This is a genomic window from Acinetobacter sp. P37 (genome assembly GCF_057480965.1).
In genome coordinates, this window is the sequence record NZ_JBLIYY010000015.1 from 42,889 (window position 1) to 60,989 (window position 18,101).

The following is an 18,101-nucleotide window of genomic DNA, read 5'->3' on the forward strand; positions in this document are numbered from 1 at the left end:
TGAAAAAAGCATCATAAGCATTTAAAAATTGCATTTTTTTGATAAATTTAGTCTACAAAAGTGCAATTTCACTTTATGATGTAACCCTTAAAAAATTGAATGGATCAATAACATGACTGCTATTGCAAATAACTCTGTGGTTTCTTTCCACTACACATTGACTAATGCAGAGGGTGAAACTCTCGACCAATCTCAAGGTGAGCCACTAGCATATTTGCACGGCGCTGGTAACATCATTCCAGGTCTTGAAAAAGCTCTTTTAGGCAAAACAGTTGGTGAAAAATTCACTGTAACTGTACCTGCTGCTGAAGGTTATGGCGAATACAATCCTGATCTCGTTCAAGAAGTTCCTGCTCAAATGTTCCAAGGCGTGGATAACATCCAACCAGGTATGCAATTCCAAGCTCAAACTGATGACGGCGTTCAAATCGTGACAGTTAAAGCGGTTGAAGGCGACAACGTTGTTGTTGATGCGAACTTTCCACTTGCTGGTCAAGATTTAACTTTCGAAGTTGAAATCGTTGAAATCCGTGAAGCTTCTGCTGAAGAACTTGAACACGGTCACGTACACGGTGCAGGCGGTCACCACCACTAAGATCTTCTGATCTCTAGTGCAAAAAGGCAAAGTTTTTACTTTGCCTTTTTTATTGCGCCTGATATAGGTATGCCATATAAGAACTTTTCAAACTATTAAATACAAAAAAGCAGGCCACGGCCTGCTTTTTTAAAACGGATAATTAATTCTTATGAATTAACGACGTTGGTTATAAATCTGCTGCGCTGCAGGTAGATTTTTACGCATCGCTTCAATACGTTGTGAGTTTGATGGATGCGTTGATAAGAATGATGAACCTCCCGCACCTTCAAGCTTATTCATTTTTTCCCAAAGCGTAATCGCCGCTTGTGGGTTATAACCTGCACGTGCCATTAACATTAAGCCACCTTGGTCTGCACGGCTTTCCAAAGAACGTGAATAAGGCAGACCTATACCAATTTGACTACCCAACTGCGCGGCCGCAGTACCCAATTGACCGACATTATTACCTGCCGCACTTAAACCAATATTCAATGCAAGATCAGTTAAGGCTTGCGCTCCCAATTTACTTTTTGCATGCTCTTCAAGAGCATGGACCATTTCATGTCCCATAACTGCTGCAATTTCTGCATCGGTTAAATTCAGTTTATTGACGATACCTGTATAAAATACAACTTTACCGCCTGGAGCTACAAAGGCATTGACTTGATCAGATTTCATGACTGCCAATTGCCATTGGAACGCTTGACCCGTTTGGTTCATTTGGTCTGCAAATGGGCGAAGTTTGAGGAATACTGAATTAATTCGTTTATACGTACTTGATGAAGTATCTAACTGATTTTTAGAACGCGCATCCGCCACCATTTTGTTATAACTTTGTGTTGCTTGCGCGTTCAATGTAGCAGTATCCGCTCCTGCCATATCTGCCACTGTCGCACAGCCCGAAATCGTCATTACACCGGCCATACACAGGCTCGTTAGAATTATTTTTTTCATTAAGGATACTCCAGACCATTAAAATATAAGTGAATTTATGGATATTATATTCTTATGGTTTGGAGCTTAAAACGAAGTTATAGCGACTTATAATAGTATTTATGTAATTTTTTTAAGCTGAAAATTGAAGAACCAACCAATAGATTAAACAAACCACATTCAAGCCCAAATACACATGCATTAATGGCTTAATTTTTTCTTCTAACTGCACATTTTTTCGCTTAAAAAATAGGACAGCATTTTGTATCAAAACTATGGGTACAAGAATACAGGCAATAATCACCGACAACCCAATCAGGGCTTGATAAATTAATTGTGGATCTTGAGTTTGGGCACGAATGATCATCATAGCAATAGTGGGTGCTCCCCCCATCGCAAATAATAAAGAATAAAAAATGGTGGTCGAAATATTCTTTTGCATCCTGCACTTCTCTTCCTAATTCAAATTGCATTTTAGCAACTCACCACAAAGTGTATAGCGTACTAAAATGCAACTTTAGTCTTGAAAACCGCAGATATTAACGACGTACACTCGATGGTGTCGCATTTTTATAATATTGCTGCGCTTCCGGCATCATTTTTTGCATAGCAGCAATACGGTCATTATTGCTTGGGTGTGTAGACATAAATTTGCTCAGTGCGTCGTTGCCACTGTTATCATTCGCATTCATTTTTTTCCACAATGAAATCGCCGCTTCTGGATTGTATCCAGCCTTTGCCATCATCACTAGGCCACCTTTATCCGCGCGGCTTTCCAAATTACGTGAATACGGCAAGCCCACACCAAATTGACTCCCCAAGTCAAGCAAGGTTGCACCATAGCCACCTGCTGCATTACCTACGTATTGTGAACCTATACTCACTGCAAGATTGGTCAGTGCTGAAGCGCCAATTTTATTTTTTGCATGTTCTTCTAAAGCATGAACCATTTCGTGACCCATGATTGCTGCGACTTCATCATCCGTGAGTTTGAGGGTTTCGACGATTCCTGTATAGAAAACAACTTTCCCGCCGGGTGCAACATAGGCATTGATTTCTTTAGACTTGATTACGGCAACTTTCCAATCAAAAGCCTGACCCGTTTGATTCATCTGATCCGCAAATGGTTTCATTTTCCAGAAAACACGGTTTACTTTTTGATAAGTCGCAGACTTGGTATCGAGCACTTGTTTGGTCTGTGCGTCTTTCAGCATTGCGTTATAAGACTGTGTTGCCTGTAAGTTCAAAGATGCAGAATCAGCACCTGCAAGATCAGCAATCGTGGTACAACCTGATAAAGAAGCTGCTACGGCAAAGCATGCCAAAGATTTTTTATAATTCATCATGATCTCTAGTTATTTATAAAGAGTGTCAAATATATACAAAAAATTGACTGACTCAATATTTTTATGCTTATTTTTTTCAAAATCTTTATTTTTCCATGATTTAAATTTAATATCTGATGTTACCCCGTAAAAATAATTTCACATTTTTTAAATACTTTTAAGTATATTCAACGGAGTCTTACATCTTGGGTTTAAATACAGGGATTAGCCTTCGGCTGGAGGTACACACATGAAACAATGTTTCTCATTAGGCAAAATGAGAAGCGTGCTTCGCAAGGAAACCATCTTGCGGTGCAATGCACCTCACCGACAAAACTCGTTCACTAGTGTCAAAATATTTACAGTATTGCAAAAACATTTTTAATTAAAAGTAGTCCTGTCTCAAACACTTGCGGATGAATTATCGCGTATCATTCTTTTATTTGAATCAAATGGCACTTCGGATGTTACTGAGTACTATCAGTTTATAATACATGCCGTTTTTTGAAGTTATGTTCTTCGCTATATAAAAAAAGCCCCGCTTTCGCGAGGCTTTTACATCTTAATTCAACAGCACATTATGCGTCGAATGGATGACGTAATACGATTGTTTCATCACGGTCTGGACCAGTTGAAATGATGTCGATTGGACATTCAATCAATTGCTCTAAACGTTTCACGTAGTTAATTGCATTTTGTGGCAATTGATCTAGTGATTTCGCACCAAAAGTAGACTCTGACCAACCTGGCATAGTTTCGTAGATTGGTTTTAAAGTTTCAAATGCAAGCGCATCAGAAGAACCTACACAACCAGAATCAGCTGCTTCGTAACCTACACAGATTTTCACTTCTTCTAAACCATCTAGAACGTCTAGTTTAGTTAAGCAAATACCAGAAAGTGAGTTTACTTCTACTGAACGACGTAGAATTTCAGCATCGAACCAACCACAACGACGTTGACGGCCAGTAGACGCACCAAATTCAGAACCTACAGTACCCAAGTGTTTACCGATTGCATCACCAACATCGTTAGCAGCATCATAAACAAGTTCAGTTGGGAACGGACCAGCACCTACACGAGTTGTGTACGCTTTAGTGATACCCAATACATAGTCAAGGTGCAATGGACCAAGACCTGAACCAGAGCTTACGCCACCAGCAGTTGTGTTTGAAGAAGTAACATACGGGTATGTACCGTGATCAACGTCAAGAAGTGAACCTTGCGCGCCTTCAAACATGATTTTCTTACCTGCTTTACGGTAAGCATGAAGTTCGCCAGTCACGTCCATCACCATAGGTTCGATGACTTTACGCCATTCGTCACATAGAGCGATTACATCTTCAACTTTAACGGCTTCAACACCGAAGAATTGAGTCAATTGGAAGTTATGGTATTCAAGAAGCTCTTCTAGTTGAGCTTTAAGATGAGCACCACCACGAACCAAGTCAGCAACACGGATTGCACGACGAGCCACTTTGTCTTCGTATGCAGGACCGATACCACGACCTGTTGTACCAATTTTCGCATCGCCACGTTTTTTCTCACGTGCTTGGTCAAGGGCGATATGGTGTGGAAGGATCAATGGGCAGTTTGGAGAAATACGTAGACGTTCACGTACAGGCACGCCTTCTTTTTCTAAAACTTCCATTTCATGGATTAAAGCTTCAGGTGATAAAACAACACCATTACCAATTAAGCACAATACGTTGTCACGTAAAATACCAGATGGAATGAGGTGTAATACAGTTTTCTTACCACCAACCACAAGTGTATGACCTGCGTTGTGTCCACCTTGATAGCGAACTACCGCAGCCGCTTGATCTGTGAGCAGGTCGACGATCTTACCTTTACCTTCGTCGCCCCATTGGGTACCAAGTACCACAACATTCTTGCCCATAATAGCCTCATTGCATCATGCTGTTAAAATTGGAAAAAACGTGTGTGCCCGCAGGCACATTCGCGATTAAATTTGTTTGATTGTCCACTCGCCATTTGCATTCACCAACTGGTGCGTTGCATAAGGTGCTGAGCTTAAATCATCATTACCTAACAATTGAACAACACTGAATCCTTCGGTACGTGCTGCCTCAATTGCCTTTAATAAATCTGCTTCGATGCCTTTTGGCGCAACCAAAACTTGGCTTTTCTGAACTTGACCAGCAGTTAATGCATATAAGTCACAAGAGAAACCTGTCGCTGGACGCGCGCGACCGAAGTGTTCACCAATACCGTCATAGCGACCGCCTTGAGCCAATGGCGCAGCACGGTTTGGTGCATATACGGCATACATTAAACCAGTGTGATAATGGTATGAACGAAGTTCTACAACATCGATACCAATATGTAGTTCTGGCCAACGCACCTGAATTGCGGCTTGTGTCGATTTCACTGCATCAAATGCAAGTTTAAATGCTTCGTTATTTAAAACTTCAGCACTTAAATTTGCTTGTAACGCATCTAAATCACTTGCAAAACGACCTAATGTATAGAAGTCATCACCATTTGGAATGCTTTGTGTGAATTCAGCAAGTTCAGGTAGTGCTTTACGTTGATACAAGTCAGATAACTGACGTTCAACTGCTTTGCTCAAGCCAGCTTGTTTCACCATGCTGCGGAATAAACCGACATGCCCTAAATCAAGATGGATACCATCTGCATGACCTGCTTTAGCAAGCAAGTTGATCATGACATCAATCAGTTCAACGTCAGCATCAATGCTGTCTGAACCAAATAATTCTGCACCTAACTGTAAAGGTGCACGTGTGGTATTAAAACCCTGTGGCTTAGTATGTAGTACTGTACCAGCGTAGCAATAACGAGCCACACCTTCGACAGGATGTACATGCGCATCAATACGAGCCACTTGTGGTGTCATATCGGCACGCACACCAAGCAAACGACCTGAAAGTTGGTCGATCACTTTAAAAGTGGCTAAGTCTAAATCTTGATTCGATTCTGAAAGAGAAGATAGAGATTCGATGTATTCAATGAATGGCGTGTACACCAACTGATAACCTCGAGATGCGAGGAAATCTAATGCTTCACGACGCAAAGATTCAATCACTTGCGCCTGTTCTGGCAGTACATCAGCTACACCATCAGGTAATAACCATGTCTCTGAAATGGGCATGTTGTAAACCTAAATTCTTGTCAGCGCGGAACAAATCCGCATAAAAAAATCGGGAGCACACCCGATTTCTCCTAGTTTAGCACGATAGTTTTACGCTTGCACACGACTTTTTCATAAAAGATGCTTCAGCATTCATTACTTCATTTACAGCTTTAACTTTTACAACTAAATACATGTTTATGCTTAGATTTTAAAATCCTGTGAACGTTATTTTTTTAACCATTTGATAAAAAATAATCAGCACCCTGCTTTCTATAGATGAAGTTTTAAACAAAGTTATAAATATGATCAGGCTCAATAACTTAATTTAAGACACGAACATCAATCCAATGGAAGCGCTGTAGTTTGTTTAACGGCCTGTAACGGTATCTCTGTTTTTACATTTTGCACACTGGCAATCTGCGTTAAATGATGAATCTGAAACTTTCGATAGGCTTCTAAATCTGCCACGACGATACGTAAGAAAAAGTCACAATCCCCTGCCATGAGTTGACATTCAACCACCTCAGGCATCGTTTGAATCGCTGCGACAAAATCATTCACGGTTTTTGCATCTTGACCTTTTAGCCAAATCCGCGCAAATACCGTTAAACTTAAATTCAATTTTGACTGATTCAGTAAAGCCACATATTTCTCAATATAGCCTTCATCTTCTAGTTGCCTAACCCGTCTCAAACACGGCGAAGGTGATAAACCAACTAGTTGGGCCAATTCATTATTTTGTAGTTTTCCATTTTGCTGTAATGCTTGCAAAATGCGTTTATCTATCTGATCCATCAATAAAGGCACTAAATTTCACAATAATCTATATTTTAGCAATTTCATTGCACAATAAAAGCAACCTTTCCTAAAATAGCTGCCAAATGCCGCTCAGATATTCATAAAATATTGCTTTCGATCTCGCTTCATGGAAAACGTCATGTTGATGTTTAGACAAAGTACACTCAATCACACCCATTCACAGCATTCTATGGAGTTTAAACGAGGTCTAAAAACATCTATTCCAATGCTGCTGGGTATTATTCCTTTTGCATTAGTTTTGGGTGCTCAGGCAACACATAAAGGATTTTCTAGTTTAGAAGTTCCGCTTTTGACTGGCCTTAACTTTGCCGGTGGATCTGAATTTGCCATTTTGGAAGTTTGGACCAATCCCCCTAATATTCTCATGCTGATGTTTATTACGTTTTTAGTGAATAGTCGGCACCTATTAATGGGGGCGAGCCTTGTCCCGTATTTACGACATCTACCGAATCGTAAGGTTTATACCGCTTTATTTTTTATGTGCGATGAAAGTTGGGCTGTGGGTTTGGCTGATGCGCAAAAAAAATCTAATGTTTTGGGAATTCAGCGCGCCTTTAGTTTGATGTTCTATGCAGGCTTATGCTGTGCTCTATATTTGATGTGGGTTGGCTTTACCACGCTAGGGGCAATGATCGGGCCGATACTTGGCGATATTAGTCGACTTGGTTTTGATATGGCCTTCCCTGCTGTATTTCTTGTTTTACTGCGTGGCATGTGGAAAGGCTTTAAAGCGGCGCGTCCATGGCTGGTCAGTTTGATTGCCGCATCTTTGGCTTACTTGTATCTCCCTGCGGGCTGGTATGTTCCGATTGGCGCAGTTACTGGCATTGCTTCTGCATTTTTCCTAATTGGAGATGATGCATGATCCACACTAGCACCCTGATCGCGATTCTATTTATAGCCTTAACCACTTACCTGACCCGCATCTTGGGTTATATGTTACTGAAAAACCGTAGTCTCACCAACAAACAACGTCAAATTATGGAAGTTGTCCCCGGCTGTGTGTTGATATCAGTGATTGCGCCCTATTTTGTCAAAGATAATCCTGCCGATCTGATTGCGATAGCCATTACCCTATTTGCAGCATCACGTTTTTCGTTATTGCCTACCGTTGTGATTAGCATGCTTTCAGCAGCAGTATTAAGACAAATTTTGATTTAACTAAGTAATACGCGATCATGTTTTGAATAACGAAAGAACTACGATTTAAACCCAATGATGATGAATATTAGGAATCATCTTATTGGATAAAAAATACCTATACCTTGAGATCACATGCATTCAGTAAATATCGAGGTATGGGCAGTCTTTTGTATTTTTTTGATTAGCTTTGGTCTGTCTTGACCACTTTTGCCAAAAGGTTCACCAACTCTGCATTTTGCAATTCAACTTGCTGTAATTTATGTGTGGTCTGATCTAAAACTTCTTGCTGGATATGCATTTTCTTTGCAAGATCTTGCATAATTTCCAAGGTCTTTTTCAAGTTCGCTTCTAGATGCACCACTTTTTCCTCGAGTGGCAAGGTTTCATGCGCGGTAGATTGCGATACGTCACGATTAAACTGTAGCCAAATTAAAAAAATAACCGCCAGCGCCAATAATAAAATAAATCCCCAAAGTAACATCAACATCATGCTCAATACTCTTTATATATTTCTTTGACTTTCATCTTAAACAATAAATCGGCTGTGCTTGAATATTTTTTAAAGTTTTTCAATATTTTCAAGCCATATGTAGGTCATTAAGCATGATTTTTCATCTAATTTTAGAAAATAAAAAACACCTACAAGCTAGTAGATGTTTTCTATATTGGATAAGTTTGAATTTTTATAGAGAATGAAAACTTTCACATAAATCGAGCAAGCGGTTCGCATAACCCCATTCATTGTCATACCATGCGAAAACTTTTGCTTGTTTTCCTACCACCATGGTTTGATTCAAATCGACAATCAATGAATAAGGTGAATGATTAAAATCACTTGAGACCAAAGGTTCATCGGTTACTGACATAATTTCATGATAATCAAAACGTGCAGCTTTGCTTAACACTGCATTTAACTCATGCTTGGTGATAAGCGATTGGGACACAAAACTTAAATCGATTGCAGCAACATTGATAGTCGGTACACGAATCGAATAGCCATCGATTCGATCTTCCATTTTCGGCATGACCCGTTTCAATGCCCCTAGAGCTGAAGACGTCGTTGGAATAATATTTTGACCCGAAGCTCGCGCACGACGTAAATCACGATGTGCATGATCCAATACAGACTGATCCGCAGTCACAGCATGAATTTCTGTCATGAGTGCTGTGTCTATACCAAAGGCATCATCAATAATTTTGACTAAAGGCACCAAAGCCTGCGTGGTACACGACACACTCGAAATAATTTGATCCGTCGCTTTGACTTCATGATGATTAACACCATACACAATCGCAGCATCAACACTGTCAAACGGCGCCGCACCAATAATCACACGTTTGGCACCTGCACCAATATGTTGTGTGGCTGCCTCTCGCGATCTAAATAAACCTGTGCATTCAAGTACCACATCGACATTCAGTTGCTGCCAAGGCAAAAGACTCGGCTGTGCTTCATTTAAAACTTGCACTTTGAGATGTGCTTGGGCACAAGAGATGTCTAGAAAAATAGCGCCATCTTGTTCAAGAATTTCGACTTGGCCTGCAAAACGACCATGCGTGGTGTCATATTTAAACAAATGCACCATGGTTTCCACATCAGCGACATCATTTATGGCAACAATTTCATAATGAAATTCTTTTGGATTTTCAAACCAAGCGCGTAATACATTGCGTCCGATTCGACCAAATCCATTAATTGCCACTCGCTGCATGACTTACCCTTCATTTTGAAACAGTTATAAAGCGCTTATATATTAAAGGATTTCAACAATAATTCGTAATCATTAATTCTCTTAATACTTATTAAAATGGGTGTTGAGTGAAAATATTCAAAATAGCTTTTCGACTTTATAATGAAGAAAAATATTCTATAGACCATAAATCACAATGATGAAGCAAACACTACAACCATTTTATTTGTTCTGGCAAAAGCTTAAACCTACAAAGCTCTTTTACGCTTCCATCTCAATATTTTTGATATTTTTATTAGGTTCAACCGAGACTACAGCGCAAATATATCAACACTGTTCATCAGCGGAGATACAAAAATTACAACGCCTATTCTCAGACAATAATTCCTCCAATGCCAATGAACCTGTATTTCAGGACTGCATTCAACTTCAGCATAGTCGTCGATTATTAGCCCTTTCTAGTAATGCGACTGACGTGATTCAGGACAATGCGGGCAATTATGATCTAAAGCTTTATCTTATAGATAAAGGCACATTTCAAGTACTAAAAGTATTTAAGTCACCTAAAGGCATTGTGCCTACGACACGTTTAGATAATGTTCAATTTGATCTCACCCCCTATGCAAAAGATCAGGACTTGGTGGGTATTGCTTTAAAACAATCGCACATAGGCGGTATTCATTCATCAAGACGATTGCTTTACCTTTATGCCATTCAAACTGATTCAAAAATTTTAGCTGTCTTAAATGGACTAATGACCAACTACAACAGCAGTACACAAAGTGCTTGTGATGACTGGAATACTGAAGAATTAAAGCGCACCTTGCACATCAGCAATCAAACCCATAAGGGCTTCCCTATTTTCTTAATCAAAGAGTCGAGCATTAGCAGCCATTACAATCACAAAAACTGCAAAGCGTCCGCTGAACATGACCAAGGTCGTTATCAGCTCAAATTTGATGGCAAGGAATACCCCATTCAACACATAAAAAAGACAGATCCTGACTTATAAGCTGATTAATTCACGCCTTTAAAATTTGAAAATGCGTTTAGGATTTAAGTAAAATTTCATCTTAAATTTAAAAATAAACCAAAGTACCATTGAGTAAAAACTGCCAAAATTTTCACAACCATAATGAAAATGAATCAATTCAAATGAATTATATAAAAAGTCATATAGTTCATTGAAAATCATTGGTCACTACACCTTTTTCCGTTATAATTTAGCGTTTTTAAATTTTATGTCAGCATCTCAAGCCAGCTTTAAAATTTTGTAAGACTTGCTTGATATGCTATTACCAAATCGAAATTAGGAGAGACTTGGTTGTGAGTACTCGTTTTATGACATCAGCTGAAATTCGCGAAGCTTTTTTAAGCTACTTTGAATCGCAAGGGCATACACGTGTCGCGTCGAGTTCTCTGGTACCTGCCAACGACCCAACACTATTGTTCACAAATGCTGGTATGAACCAGTTTAAAGACTGCTTCCTTGGTCTTGAAAAACGTGACTACGTTCGTGCAACTTCTTCACAAAAATGTGTCCGTGCCGGTGGTAAACACAACGACTTAGACAACGTTGGTTATACAGCACGTCACCACACATTCTTTGAAATGTTGGGTAACTTCTCATTTGGTGACTACTTCAAACGTGATGCCATCACATTTGCTTGGGATTTCTTAACCAACGAAAAATGGTTAGGTCTACCAAAAGATAAACTTTATGCCACTGTTTACCATACAGATGACGAAGCATTTGATATCTGGAACAAAGAAATTGGTCTAGACGCTTCACGAATTATCCGTATAGGTGACAACAAAGGCGAAAAATACGCTTCAGATAACTTCTGGGCAATGGGTGATACAGGTCCATGCGGTCCATGTTCTGAAATCTTCTTTGACCATGGCGACCATATTTGGGGTGGCTTACCGGGCACTCCTGAAGAAGATGGCGATCGTTTCATCGAAATTTGGAACAACGTATTCATGCAGTTCAACCGTACTGCTGATGGCGTACTGCATGCCCTTCCTGCACCTTCTGTAGATACAGGTATGGGCCTTGAGCGTATTTCTGCAGTTTTACAGCATGTAAACTCAAACTACGAAATTGATCTATTCCAAAACCTACTTAAAGCTGCTGCTGAAATTATTGGTTTAGATACCACTGAACTTGAAGCAAAAGCGCAAGCAGAAAACAAACCAGTTGAATACCCTGCTTCACTTAAAGTTGTGGCTGACCATGCACGTTCTTGCTGCTTCCTGATTGCAGACGGTGTTAACCCGTCTAACGAAGGCCGTGGCTATGTACTTCGCCGTATTATCCGTCGTGCAGTACGTCATGGTAACAAATTGGGTGCGACTGGTTCATTCTTCTACAAAATGTTGCAGCCGTTAATCGAAGTGATGGGTGCTGCTTATCCTGAACTTGCTGCTAACCAGGCACGTATCGAAGCACAGCTTTTGAAAGAAGAAGAACAATTCGCAAAAACTTTAGAGCAAGGTTTGAAATTGCTTGAAAGCGAATTGGCTCAACTTAAAGGTTCAGTGATTCCAGGCGAAACTGTATTTAAACTTTACGATACTTACGGCTTCCCGACTGACTTAACAGCAGACATTGCACGTGAACGTGATCTCACCATTGACGAAGCTGGTTTCGAAGTCGAAATGGCGGCTCAACGTCAACGTGCGCGTGATGCTGGTAAATTTGCTATCGACTACAACTCAATTGTCAAAGTTGAAGGCGAGACTCAATTTGACGGCTATGACGCGACTCAAGGCCAAGGTCAAATTGTTGCAATCTACAAAGATGGCGAACAAGTTGATGAAGTTTTTGAAGGTGACGAAGCGCTGATCGTTCTAAACCAAACTCCTTTCTATGCAGAAAGTGGCGGTCAAGTTGGCGATACAGGTATCTTCAAAAACGAAACTGGTATTTTTGAAGTTCAAGACACCAAAAAATCAGGCGGCGCTTTTGTACACCAAGGCATCGTGACCATGGGTAACTTAAAAGCAGCTCAAGCAGTTGAGGCTATTGTTAAAGCGGATATCCGTGAAGCAACTTCACGCAACCACTCTGCAACTCACCTATTACATGCAGCACTTCGCCAAGTTTTAGGTACGCACGTACAGCAAAAAGGTTCATTGGTTGCAAGCGAACTTTTACGTTTTGACTTTGCCAATGACCAACCTGTTTCATTTGAACAGCTTCAAGAAATTGAACGCATTGTCAATGCCGAAGTGATTGCCAATACTGCTGTTTCAACTGAACTTTTAGACATCGATGCGGCCAAAGAAAAAGGCGCAATGATGTTGTTCGGTGAGAAATACGGTGACGAAGTACGTGTACTTTCAATGGGTACAACCAAAGATGAGAAAAACTTCTCTATCGAACTTTGTGGTGGTATTCACGTAAAACGCACAGGTGACATCGGCCTATTCAAGATTACATCTGAAGGCGGTGTTGCTGCAGGCGTACGTCGTATTGAAGCCGTTACGGGTACTAAGGCAGTTGAAGCTGCGCAAAAAGCAGATCGTGACATTCATGCAATCAACGATTTGCTGAAAGCGCAAAAAGATCAAACTTTAGAAAAAGTTGAAGCTTTGTCTCACACAGCATCTAGCTTGCAAAAACAAATTGAACAATTGAACCAAAAATTGGCAAGCTTCCAAGCCGCTGAGTTATTGAGTCAAGTTCAAGAGATTGCTGGCCGTAAAACATTAATCACCACGGTTCAAGGTGTAGATGCGAAATCACTTCGCAACTTGCACGACGGTGTGAAATCTAAGTTAGACAATGCTGTGATCGTGATCGCAGCGGTTGATGCCGACAAAGTGAGCCTCATTGCTTCGGTTGCTAAAGAATACACTGCTGCTGTAAAAGCAGGTGACATCATCAAACACCTTGGTCAAGAACTTGGCGGTAAAGGTGGTGGTAAACCTGATATGGCTCAAGGTGGTGCGCCTTATAGCGACAAACTTGAAGCGGTAATGACTGACCTCGTTGCATGGTTAGCTGCAAAATAAGACCAAAAGTCCTATAGCTCAAAGTGACTCACCTCCTTTGAGCAAATCAACAGGTTTAAGCAGTGTGTTTTTTAATGCTGGATCCTGCTTAAACACTGTTGATGCGTGAAAGCGCAAACTCAATCATCATGTTGAAACCAATATTCAACCTCTGGCTAAATGATGAAAATGGAGTCTAAAAGGCTGGGTTCATGTGAATCCCCTGCAGACACAAAGTATCTATTTGAACTCCTCCTACCTTGGAGTTCATAAGCTACGTGGTATATTAAAATCGCGCCGAAGTGCGGTCTTAAAATATGTGTAAGTGCTTTAAGTCTTTAGACTTATTTACTTGGTAAGGATAGTTATGGCATTAATCGTTCAAAAATATGGCGGTACCTCAATGGGTACTCCAGAGCGCATTTTAAATGTTGCTCGTCGTGTAAAGCGTTGGCATGATCACGGTCACAAAGTTGTGGTTGTTGTATCTGCAATGAGTGGCGAAACCAATCGTCTACTTGCTTTAGCGAAAGCCATTACCGAAACCCCTGATCCACGCGAATTAGACCAAATGGTGTCTACGGGTGAACAGGTAACGATTTCTATGTTAGCAATGGCACTTAACTCTATTGGTGTTGAAGCTAAATCACTTACAGGCCGTCAAGTCGGTATTAAAACTGACAGCGCATTTACCAAGGCGCGTATTGAAGCGATTGATACGGATGTATTGACTTCAAACCTTGACGCTGGACGTGTCATTGTAGTGGCAGGTTTCCAAGGCTTTGATGCCGAAGGTAACACTACGACTCTAGGTCGTGGTGGTTCTGACACTTCGGGTGTTGCATTGGCCGCCGCACTTAAAGCTGATGAATGTCAGATTTACACAGACGTTGATGGTGTTTACACCACTGACCCTCGTGTCGCTCCAAAAGCGAAAAAAGTTGATCGTATTTCTTTTGAAGAAATGCTTGAAATGGCATCACTTGGTTCTAAAGTCCTTCAAATTCGTTCTGTAGAATTTGCCGGTAAATACCAAGTGCCTTTACGCGTATTATCAAGTTTTGATAATGACGATGATGGCGCATTCGACGAAAACTTTAAACAAAACGTCGGGACACTAATCACCACTGAAGCGGAAGACAACATGGAACAACCAATCATCTCAGGTATCGCGTTCAACCGTGATGAAGCTAAATTAACTATTCTTGGTGTACCGGATAAACCAGGTATCGCTTCAAACATCCTTTCACCAATTGGTGATGCCAATGTTGAAGTGGATATGATTATCCAAAACGTTGAAGAAGACGGCACAACTGATTTCACATTTACAGTTAACCGTAGTGAATTATCAAAAGCGAAAGCCATTCTTGAAGCGACTGCACAAGAAATTGGTGCACGTGAAGTTGCAACTCGCGCAGACATCGTTAAAGTATCGATTGTTGGTGTTGGTATGCGCTCACACGCAGGTGTTGCAAGCAAAATGTTTACTGCTCTTGCAAAAGAAGGCATTAATATTTTGATGATTTCGACTTCTGAAATCAAAATTTCAGTGATTATTGATGAGAAATACTTAGAGCTTGCTGTACGTGCTCTACACACTGCATTCGGTCTAGACCGTGAAACAGGTGAATCAAGCGCACGTGCTTAATTAACCTTGCTGTGTGTCAAAATTTGTCATTGTTAGACAGATTTTGAAAAACATCGTAAAAATTCAGAGCCACTATAGTTTTTTTTATAGTGGCTCTGTTATATTAAACCTGAGGATTTTAAAATTTACTCAGTTTGCGACTGTCACAATGATTGTTTCAGATGCACTGCTAAATTTTTTGCTTTTACAAGTTATGAATTTTACATAACAGATCATTTGCAGGTTTTGCATTTTGCAAGGAGAGAAACATGCTGATTCTGACTCGTCGTGTCGGAGAAACATTAATGATTGGAGACCAAGTTAGCGTGACTGTACTTGGTGTTAAAGGTAATCAGGTTCGTATTGGCGTGAATGCTCCAAAAGAAGTATCTGTTCATCGTGAAGAAATTTACCAACGAATTCAACATGAACGCGCAATGCACGAACATCTCCAAAACATTGATCAAGAATATCAGCCATCTTTTGAAGAAACTGATTATTCCCAAAATAACTATAATCGCTAAGATTTAAGTTGTTTAAATCATAAAGCGGCTCATTAGGCCGCTTTAAATTTATCTAGAACATGCTTTTACTATAGACGTTCAACTAAGCTTTATTACTACCCTTCTAGAACTTTACGTACGGGGCCAAAACTGCGGCGATGTTCATCAATCACCCCATACTGCGCAATCGCTTCGAAGTGCGCTTTGGTTGGATAGCCCTTGTGTTTCGCAAAACCATACTGTGGATATTTTGCATCTAGTTCAACCATTTCGTGGTCTCGAGTCACTTTTGCCAAAATACTCGCAGCCGAAATTTCAGGATGAATCGCATCACCACCTACGACAGCATCACAGCTCATCGCTAAACCGGTTGGGACTTTATTACCATCTACCAACACGTGTTCTGGCTGTACATTGAGTTTTTCCACTGCACGACGCATTGCAAGTAATGATGCTTGCAAAATATTGATCTCATCAATTTCTTGTGCGGAACTTTCAGCAATCGCCCAAGCCAAGGCTTTTTCTTGAATCTCAATAAATAACTTTTCACGTTTTTTTTCAGTGAGCTTTTTAGAATCGTTTAAACCTTCAATCGGGTTATTTGGATCTAAAATGACAGCTGCCGCAACAACCGAACCCACCAATGGACCGCGACCCGCTTCATCTGCACCAGCAATTTTCATATATCTCTCACTCAAAATAAAATACGACCCTTAATTTGAATTTGCTAATACTCAGCAATACCAATGTCTGGGTCGTATAAATTGTTCTAAATCTTAGTTTTTAAATGTTTCGATCACGCAAGCATTTAAAGTATTTGTCACAATTTTAGCCGCAAGATTTGCTTGTGAAGTTTTATCCATTGCTGCTACAACCAAATCCGTTGCAGTCACGCTAGTTGTCGCTTTCTCGCCTACACATGAACACACTTCAGTTTGTAGTTCAGATTTTTGAGTTTCTGTTAATAGTTTTGAACCTGTTTTCCAGTAGCTGTTGTTATTTAGCTCAGTCACGCATTTTGCTTGAACACCTACTTTAACAGCCATCATTGCCAAGCTGTTTGCTGAAGTTGTACCTGTAGATGTACTTGTACCTGTTGTACCAGTCGCAGCACATGCAGAAAGTACAAGCGCTAATGGCGCTAGAACAGCAACTAATTTTTTCACGAATATTTCCTTTGTTCTGTTAATTAACGCGCATATTGTGCCCCAAATCACACACCATCTGATATGACTATTTAAAATAAATTCGGTAGTTGTGTAGTTAATCATCAAAGCCTGTGTTGCATATTCACAACACAGTGTCCCGATTTTAAACGACGCATATTTTTGTGGTCTGTATTAGAATCTGCATAAGATTAGACGCTTAAATAATCAACATGAGCAATAACACACAATACTACACTCGAACAGCTCAGGTCTTACATTGGCTGATGGCGATCATATTCATCGTGGCATGGTTAATTGGCTTTTATAGTGGTAATTTTCTGAGTTATGACGTCGATGGCAGCTTTAAAGGGCAAGTCATTACCCTCCATAAAAATATTGCTACTACGATTATTTTTCTGGTGGTGATACGAATCTTTTGGCGCTATACCCACCCCGCTCCAGATTTACCTGACAACATGTCCTCCGGCATGAAAACCTTGGCACATTTGGGTCATTTAGCACTGTATTTTGTACTACTGGCTTTGCCGATCACAGGTTGCTTATTCAGTTGGAGTGCAGGTCACCCTGCTCCCGTATTGTATTTGTTTGAAATACCACGCTTGGTACAAGATAATTCTGAATTATTAGCCATCGTGAAACCATTACATATTTGGATTTCTTGGGCAGCAGGCTTTCTCTTAGTGGGTCATATTTTGGCAGCGCTGAAACATCATTTTATAGATAAAGACCATGTGCTCAAAAGCATGACACAACAACCAAAACTTAAATAGAGACAAAATAAAAGCCACATCATGTGGCTTTTATTTTAAGCATTATCTTTTAATTCAGTACTTGCTGAGCACAACCGCGCATACTATTCAAAACAGCTTTAGAAATCAGTTTATTCTTTTCAGTTTCATTCACTGCAGCAGTCATCAGATCTTTCGCACCGATATCATCCATAGCATGCTCACTCACGCACTGACAAATCGCAGCTTGATTGTCTTTTTTCTGTTGAGCACTCATAAACAACGCAGCACCTTTCCAAATTTTAGAACTATTTAACTCTTGCGAGCATTGATATTCAATCACGGGCTTTAGCATACGCTGACTTAAACTTGATTTATCTGCACTAGCAGCGGATGAAATCAATACTGCGGCTAAAAATGTAATCGATGAGGCAAATATAGAGCGATTTGAATGAGAGAAAAGCATGATTTAAA

19 protein-coding genes are annotated in these 18,101 nt (G+C 40.2%); 8 read left to right on the forward strand and 11 right to left on the reverse strand.

Annotated features, from left to right (window positions below):
- Positions 1-112: 112 nt before the first annotated feature.
- Complete coding sequence (locus tag AC25JC_RS13355) at positions 113-595, forward strand: FKBP-type peptidyl-prolyl cis-trans isomerase (protein WP_078194383.1); 483 nt, start codon at positions 113-115, stop codon at positions 593-595.
- A gap of 156 nt (positions 596-751) precedes the next feature.
- On the opposite strand, the gene AC25JC_RS13360 is transcribed toward AC25JC_RS13355, so the two are convergent.
- From AC25JC_RS13360 to AC25JC_RS13385, 6 genes are all read right to left on the reverse strand, one after another.
- Complete coding sequence (locus AC25JC_RS13360; protein WP_111885895.1) at positions 752-1,531, reverse strand: M48 family metallopeptidase; 780 nt, start codon at positions 1,529-1,531, stop codon at positions 752-754.
- Between the two features lie 112 nt (positions 1,532-1,643).
- Positions 1,644-1,952, reverse strand: coding sequence for a hypothetical protein (locus tag AC25JC_RS13365; RefSeq protein WP_078194385.1), 309 nt, complete (start codon positions 1,950-1,952; stop codon positions 1,644-1,646).
- Positions 1,953-2,049: 97 nt separating this feature from the next.
- Positions 2,050-2,853, reverse strand: a complete 804-nt coding sequence (locus tag AC25JC_RS13370) for a M48 family metallopeptidase (protein ID WP_078194387.1) — start codon at positions 2,851-2,853, stop codon at positions 2,050-2,052.
- A gap of 560 nt (positions 2,854-3,413) precedes the next feature.
- Positions 3,414-4,733 carry an adenylosuccinate synthase gene (locus tag AC25JC_RS13375; RefSeq protein ID WP_486924226.1) on the reverse strand — a complete coding sequence of 440 codons (1,320 nt, stop codon included), beginning with the start codon at positions 4,731-4,733 and terminating at the stop codon, positions 3,414-3,416.
- Between the two features lie 66 nt (positions 4,734-4,799).
- On the reverse strand, positions 4,800-5,966 hold the full coding sequence (locus tag AC25JC_RS13380) for an ATP phosphoribosyltransferase regulatory subunit (protein ID WP_180115318.1): 1,167 nt from the start codon (positions 5,964-5,966) through the stop codon (positions 4,800-4,802).
- Between the two features lie 321 nt (positions 5,967-6,287).
- A complete protein-coding gene (locus AC25JC_RS13385) occupies positions 6,288-6,743 on the reverse strand; it encodes an Lrp/AsnC family transcriptional regulator (RefSeq protein WP_078194390.1) in 456 nt (151 codons plus the stop codon).
- Positions 6,744-6,885: 142 nt separating this feature from the next.
- Between AC25JC_RS13385 and AC25JC_RS13390 the strand changes: the two genes are divergently transcribed.
- Positions 6,886-7,632, forward strand: coding sequence for an AzlC family ABC transporter permease (locus AC25JC_RS13390; protein ID WP_486924227.1), 747 nt, complete (start codon positions 6,886-6,888; stop codon positions 7,630-7,632).
- On the forward strand, positions 7,629-7,928 hold the full coding sequence (locus AC25JC_RS13395; RefSeq protein WP_486924228.1) for an AzlD family protein: 300 nt from the start codon (positions 7,629-7,631) through the stop codon (positions 7,926-7,928). The genes AC25JC_RS13390 and AC25JC_RS13395 overlap by 4 nt, the downstream gene beginning before the upstream one ends.
- A gap of 163 nt (positions 7,929-8,091) precedes the next feature.
- Here AC25JC_RS13395 and AC25JC_RS13400 read toward each other — a convergent pair whose 3' ends face one another.
- A complete protein-coding gene (locus tag AC25JC_RS13400; protein ID WP_078189224.1) occupies positions 8,092-8,394 on the reverse strand; it encodes a hypothetical protein in 303 nt (100 codons plus the stop codon).
- A gap of 199 nt (positions 8,395-8,593) precedes the next feature.
- A complete protein-coding gene (locus tag AC25JC_RS13405; RefSeq protein WP_180023959.1) occupies positions 8,594-9,622 on the reverse strand; it encodes a type I glyceraldehyde-3-phosphate dehydrogenase in 1,029 nt (342 codons plus the stop codon).
- Positions 9,623-9,797: 175 nt separating this feature from the next.
- On the opposite strand from AC25JC_RS13405, the gene AC25JC_RS13410 reads away from it, so the two are divergent.
- The 4 genes from AC25JC_RS13410 to csrA all read left to right on the forward strand — a co-directional run bounded on the left by AC25JC_RS13410 (position 9,798) and on the right by csrA (position 15,751).
- Positions 9,798-10,613: a hypothetical protein gene (locus tag AC25JC_RS13410; protein WP_180115319.1), complete on the forward strand. Its 816-nt coding sequence runs from the start codon at positions 9,798-9,800 to the stop codon at positions 10,611-10,613.
- 314 nt (positions 10,614-10,927) lie between these two features.
- Positions 10,928-13,621, forward strand: a complete 2,694-nt coding sequence (alaS, locus tag AC25JC_RS13415) for an alanine--tRNA ligase (protein ID WP_171263822.1) — start codon at positions 10,928-10,930, stop codon at positions 13,619-13,621.
- Between the two features lie 346 nt (positions 13,622-13,967).
- A complete protein-coding gene (locus tag AC25JC_RS13420) occupies positions 13,968-15,248 on the forward strand; it encodes an aspartate kinase (RefSeq protein ID WP_078194395.1) in 1,281 nt (426 codons plus the stop codon).
- A gap of 248 nt (positions 15,249-15,496) precedes the next feature.
- Positions 15,497-15,751, forward strand: a complete 255-nt coding sequence (gene csrA / locus AC25JC_RS13425) for a carbon storage regulator CsrA (protein WP_078189080.1) — start codon at positions 15,497-15,499, stop codon at positions 15,749-15,751.
- Positions 15,752-15,846: 95 nt separating this feature from the next.
- On the opposite strand, the gene rnhB is transcribed toward csrA, so the two are convergent.
- A complete protein-coding gene (rnhB, locus tag AC25JC_RS13430) occupies positions 15,847-16,413 on the reverse strand; it encodes a ribonuclease HII (protein WP_180115320.1) in 567 nt (188 codons plus the stop codon).
- Between the two features lie 93 nt (positions 16,414-16,506).
- The gene (locus AC25JC_RS13435) at positions 16,507-16,896 is read right to left on the reverse strand and encodes a hypothetical protein (protein ID WP_078189082.1); all 390 of its coding nucleotides are present in this window, start codon (positions 16,894-16,896) and stop codon (positions 16,507-16,509) included.
- A gap of 212 nt (positions 16,897-17,108) precedes the next feature.
- Between AC25JC_RS13435 and AC25JC_RS13440 the strand changes: the two genes are divergently transcribed.
- Positions 17,109-17,669, forward strand: a complete 561-nt coding sequence (locus AC25JC_RS13440; protein WP_180115322.1) for a cytochrome b — start codon at positions 17,109-17,111, stop codon at positions 17,667-17,669.
- 49 nt (positions 17,670-17,718) lie between these two features.
- Here AC25JC_RS13440 and AC25JC_RS13445 read toward each other — a convergent pair whose 3' ends face one another.
- Positions 17,719-18,093 (reverse strand): hypothetical protein, encoded by a 375-nt coding sequence (locus AC25JC_RS13445; protein WP_111885321.1) that lies wholly within the window; start codon positions 18,091-18,093, stop codon positions 17,719-17,721.
- Positions 18,094-18,101 lie beyond the last annotated feature (8 nt).

Excerpts from the sequence above, each read along its gene's own strand:
- AC25JC_RS13405 (WP_180023959.1), bottom strand. The coding sequence starts at position 9,622 with ATGCAGCGAGTGGCAATTAATGGATTTGGTCGAATCGGACGCAATGTA.
- AC25JC_RS13360 (WP_111885895.1), bottom strand. The coding sequence starts at position 1,531 with ATGAAAAAAATAATTCTAACGAGCCTGTGTATGGCCGGTGTAATGACG.
- AC25JC_RS13410 (WP_180115319.1), top strand. The coding sequence starts at position 9,798 with ATGATGAAGCAAACACTACAACCATTTTATTTGTTCTGGCAAAAGCTT.
- AC25JC_RS13380 (WP_180115318.1), bottom strand. The coding sequence starts at position 5,966 with ATGCCCATTTCAGAGACATGGTTATTACCTGATGGTGTAGCTGATGTA.
- csrA (WP_078189080.1), top strand. The coding sequence starts at position 15,497 with ATGCTGATTCTGACTCGTCGTGTCGGAGAAACATTAATGATTGGAGAC.
- AC25JC_RS13385 (WP_078194390.1), bottom strand. The coding sequence starts at position 6,743 with ATGGATCAGATAGATAAACGCATTTTGCAAGCATTACAGCAAAATGGA.
- AC25JC_RS13390 (WP_486924227.1), top strand. The coding sequence starts at position 6,886 with ATGTTGATGTTTAGACAAAGTACACTCAATCACACCCATTCACAGCAT.
- AC25JC_RS13420 (WP_078194395.1), top strand. The coding sequence starts at position 13,968 with ATGGCATTAATCGTTCAAAAATATGGCGGTACCTCAATGGGTACTCCA.
- AC25JC_RS13355 (WP_078194383.1), top strand. The coding sequence starts at position 113 with ATGACTGCTATTGCAAATAACTCTGTGGTTTCTTTCCACTACACATTG.
- AC25JC_RS13365 (WP_078194385.1), bottom strand. The coding sequence starts at position 1,952 with ATGCAAAAGAATATTTCGACCACCATTTTTTATTCTTTATTATTTGCG.
- AC25JC_RS13375 (WP_486924226.1), bottom strand. The coding sequence starts at position 4,733 with ATGGGCAAGAATGTTGTGGTACTTGGTACCCAATGGGGCGACGAAGGT.
- AC25JC_RS13395 (WP_486924228.1), top strand. The coding sequence starts at position 7,629 with ATGATCCACACTAGCACCCTGATCGCGATTCTATTTATAGCCTTAACC.
- AC25JC_RS13370 (WP_078194387.1), bottom strand. The coding sequence starts at position 2,853 with ATGAATTATAAAAAATCTTTGGCATGCTTTGCCGTAGCAGCTTCTTTA.
- AC25JC_RS13440 (WP_180115322.1), top strand. The coding sequence starts at position 17,109 with ATGAGCAATAACACACAATACTACACTCGAACAGCTCAGGTCTTACAT.
- rnhB (WP_180115320.1), bottom strand. The coding sequence starts at position 16,413 with ATGAAAATTGCTGGTGCAGATGAAGCGGGTCGCGGTCCATTGGTGGGT.
- AC25JC_RS13445 (WP_111885321.1), bottom strand. The coding sequence starts at position 18,093 with ATGCTTTTCTCTCATTCAAATCGCTCTATATTTGCCTCATCGATTACA.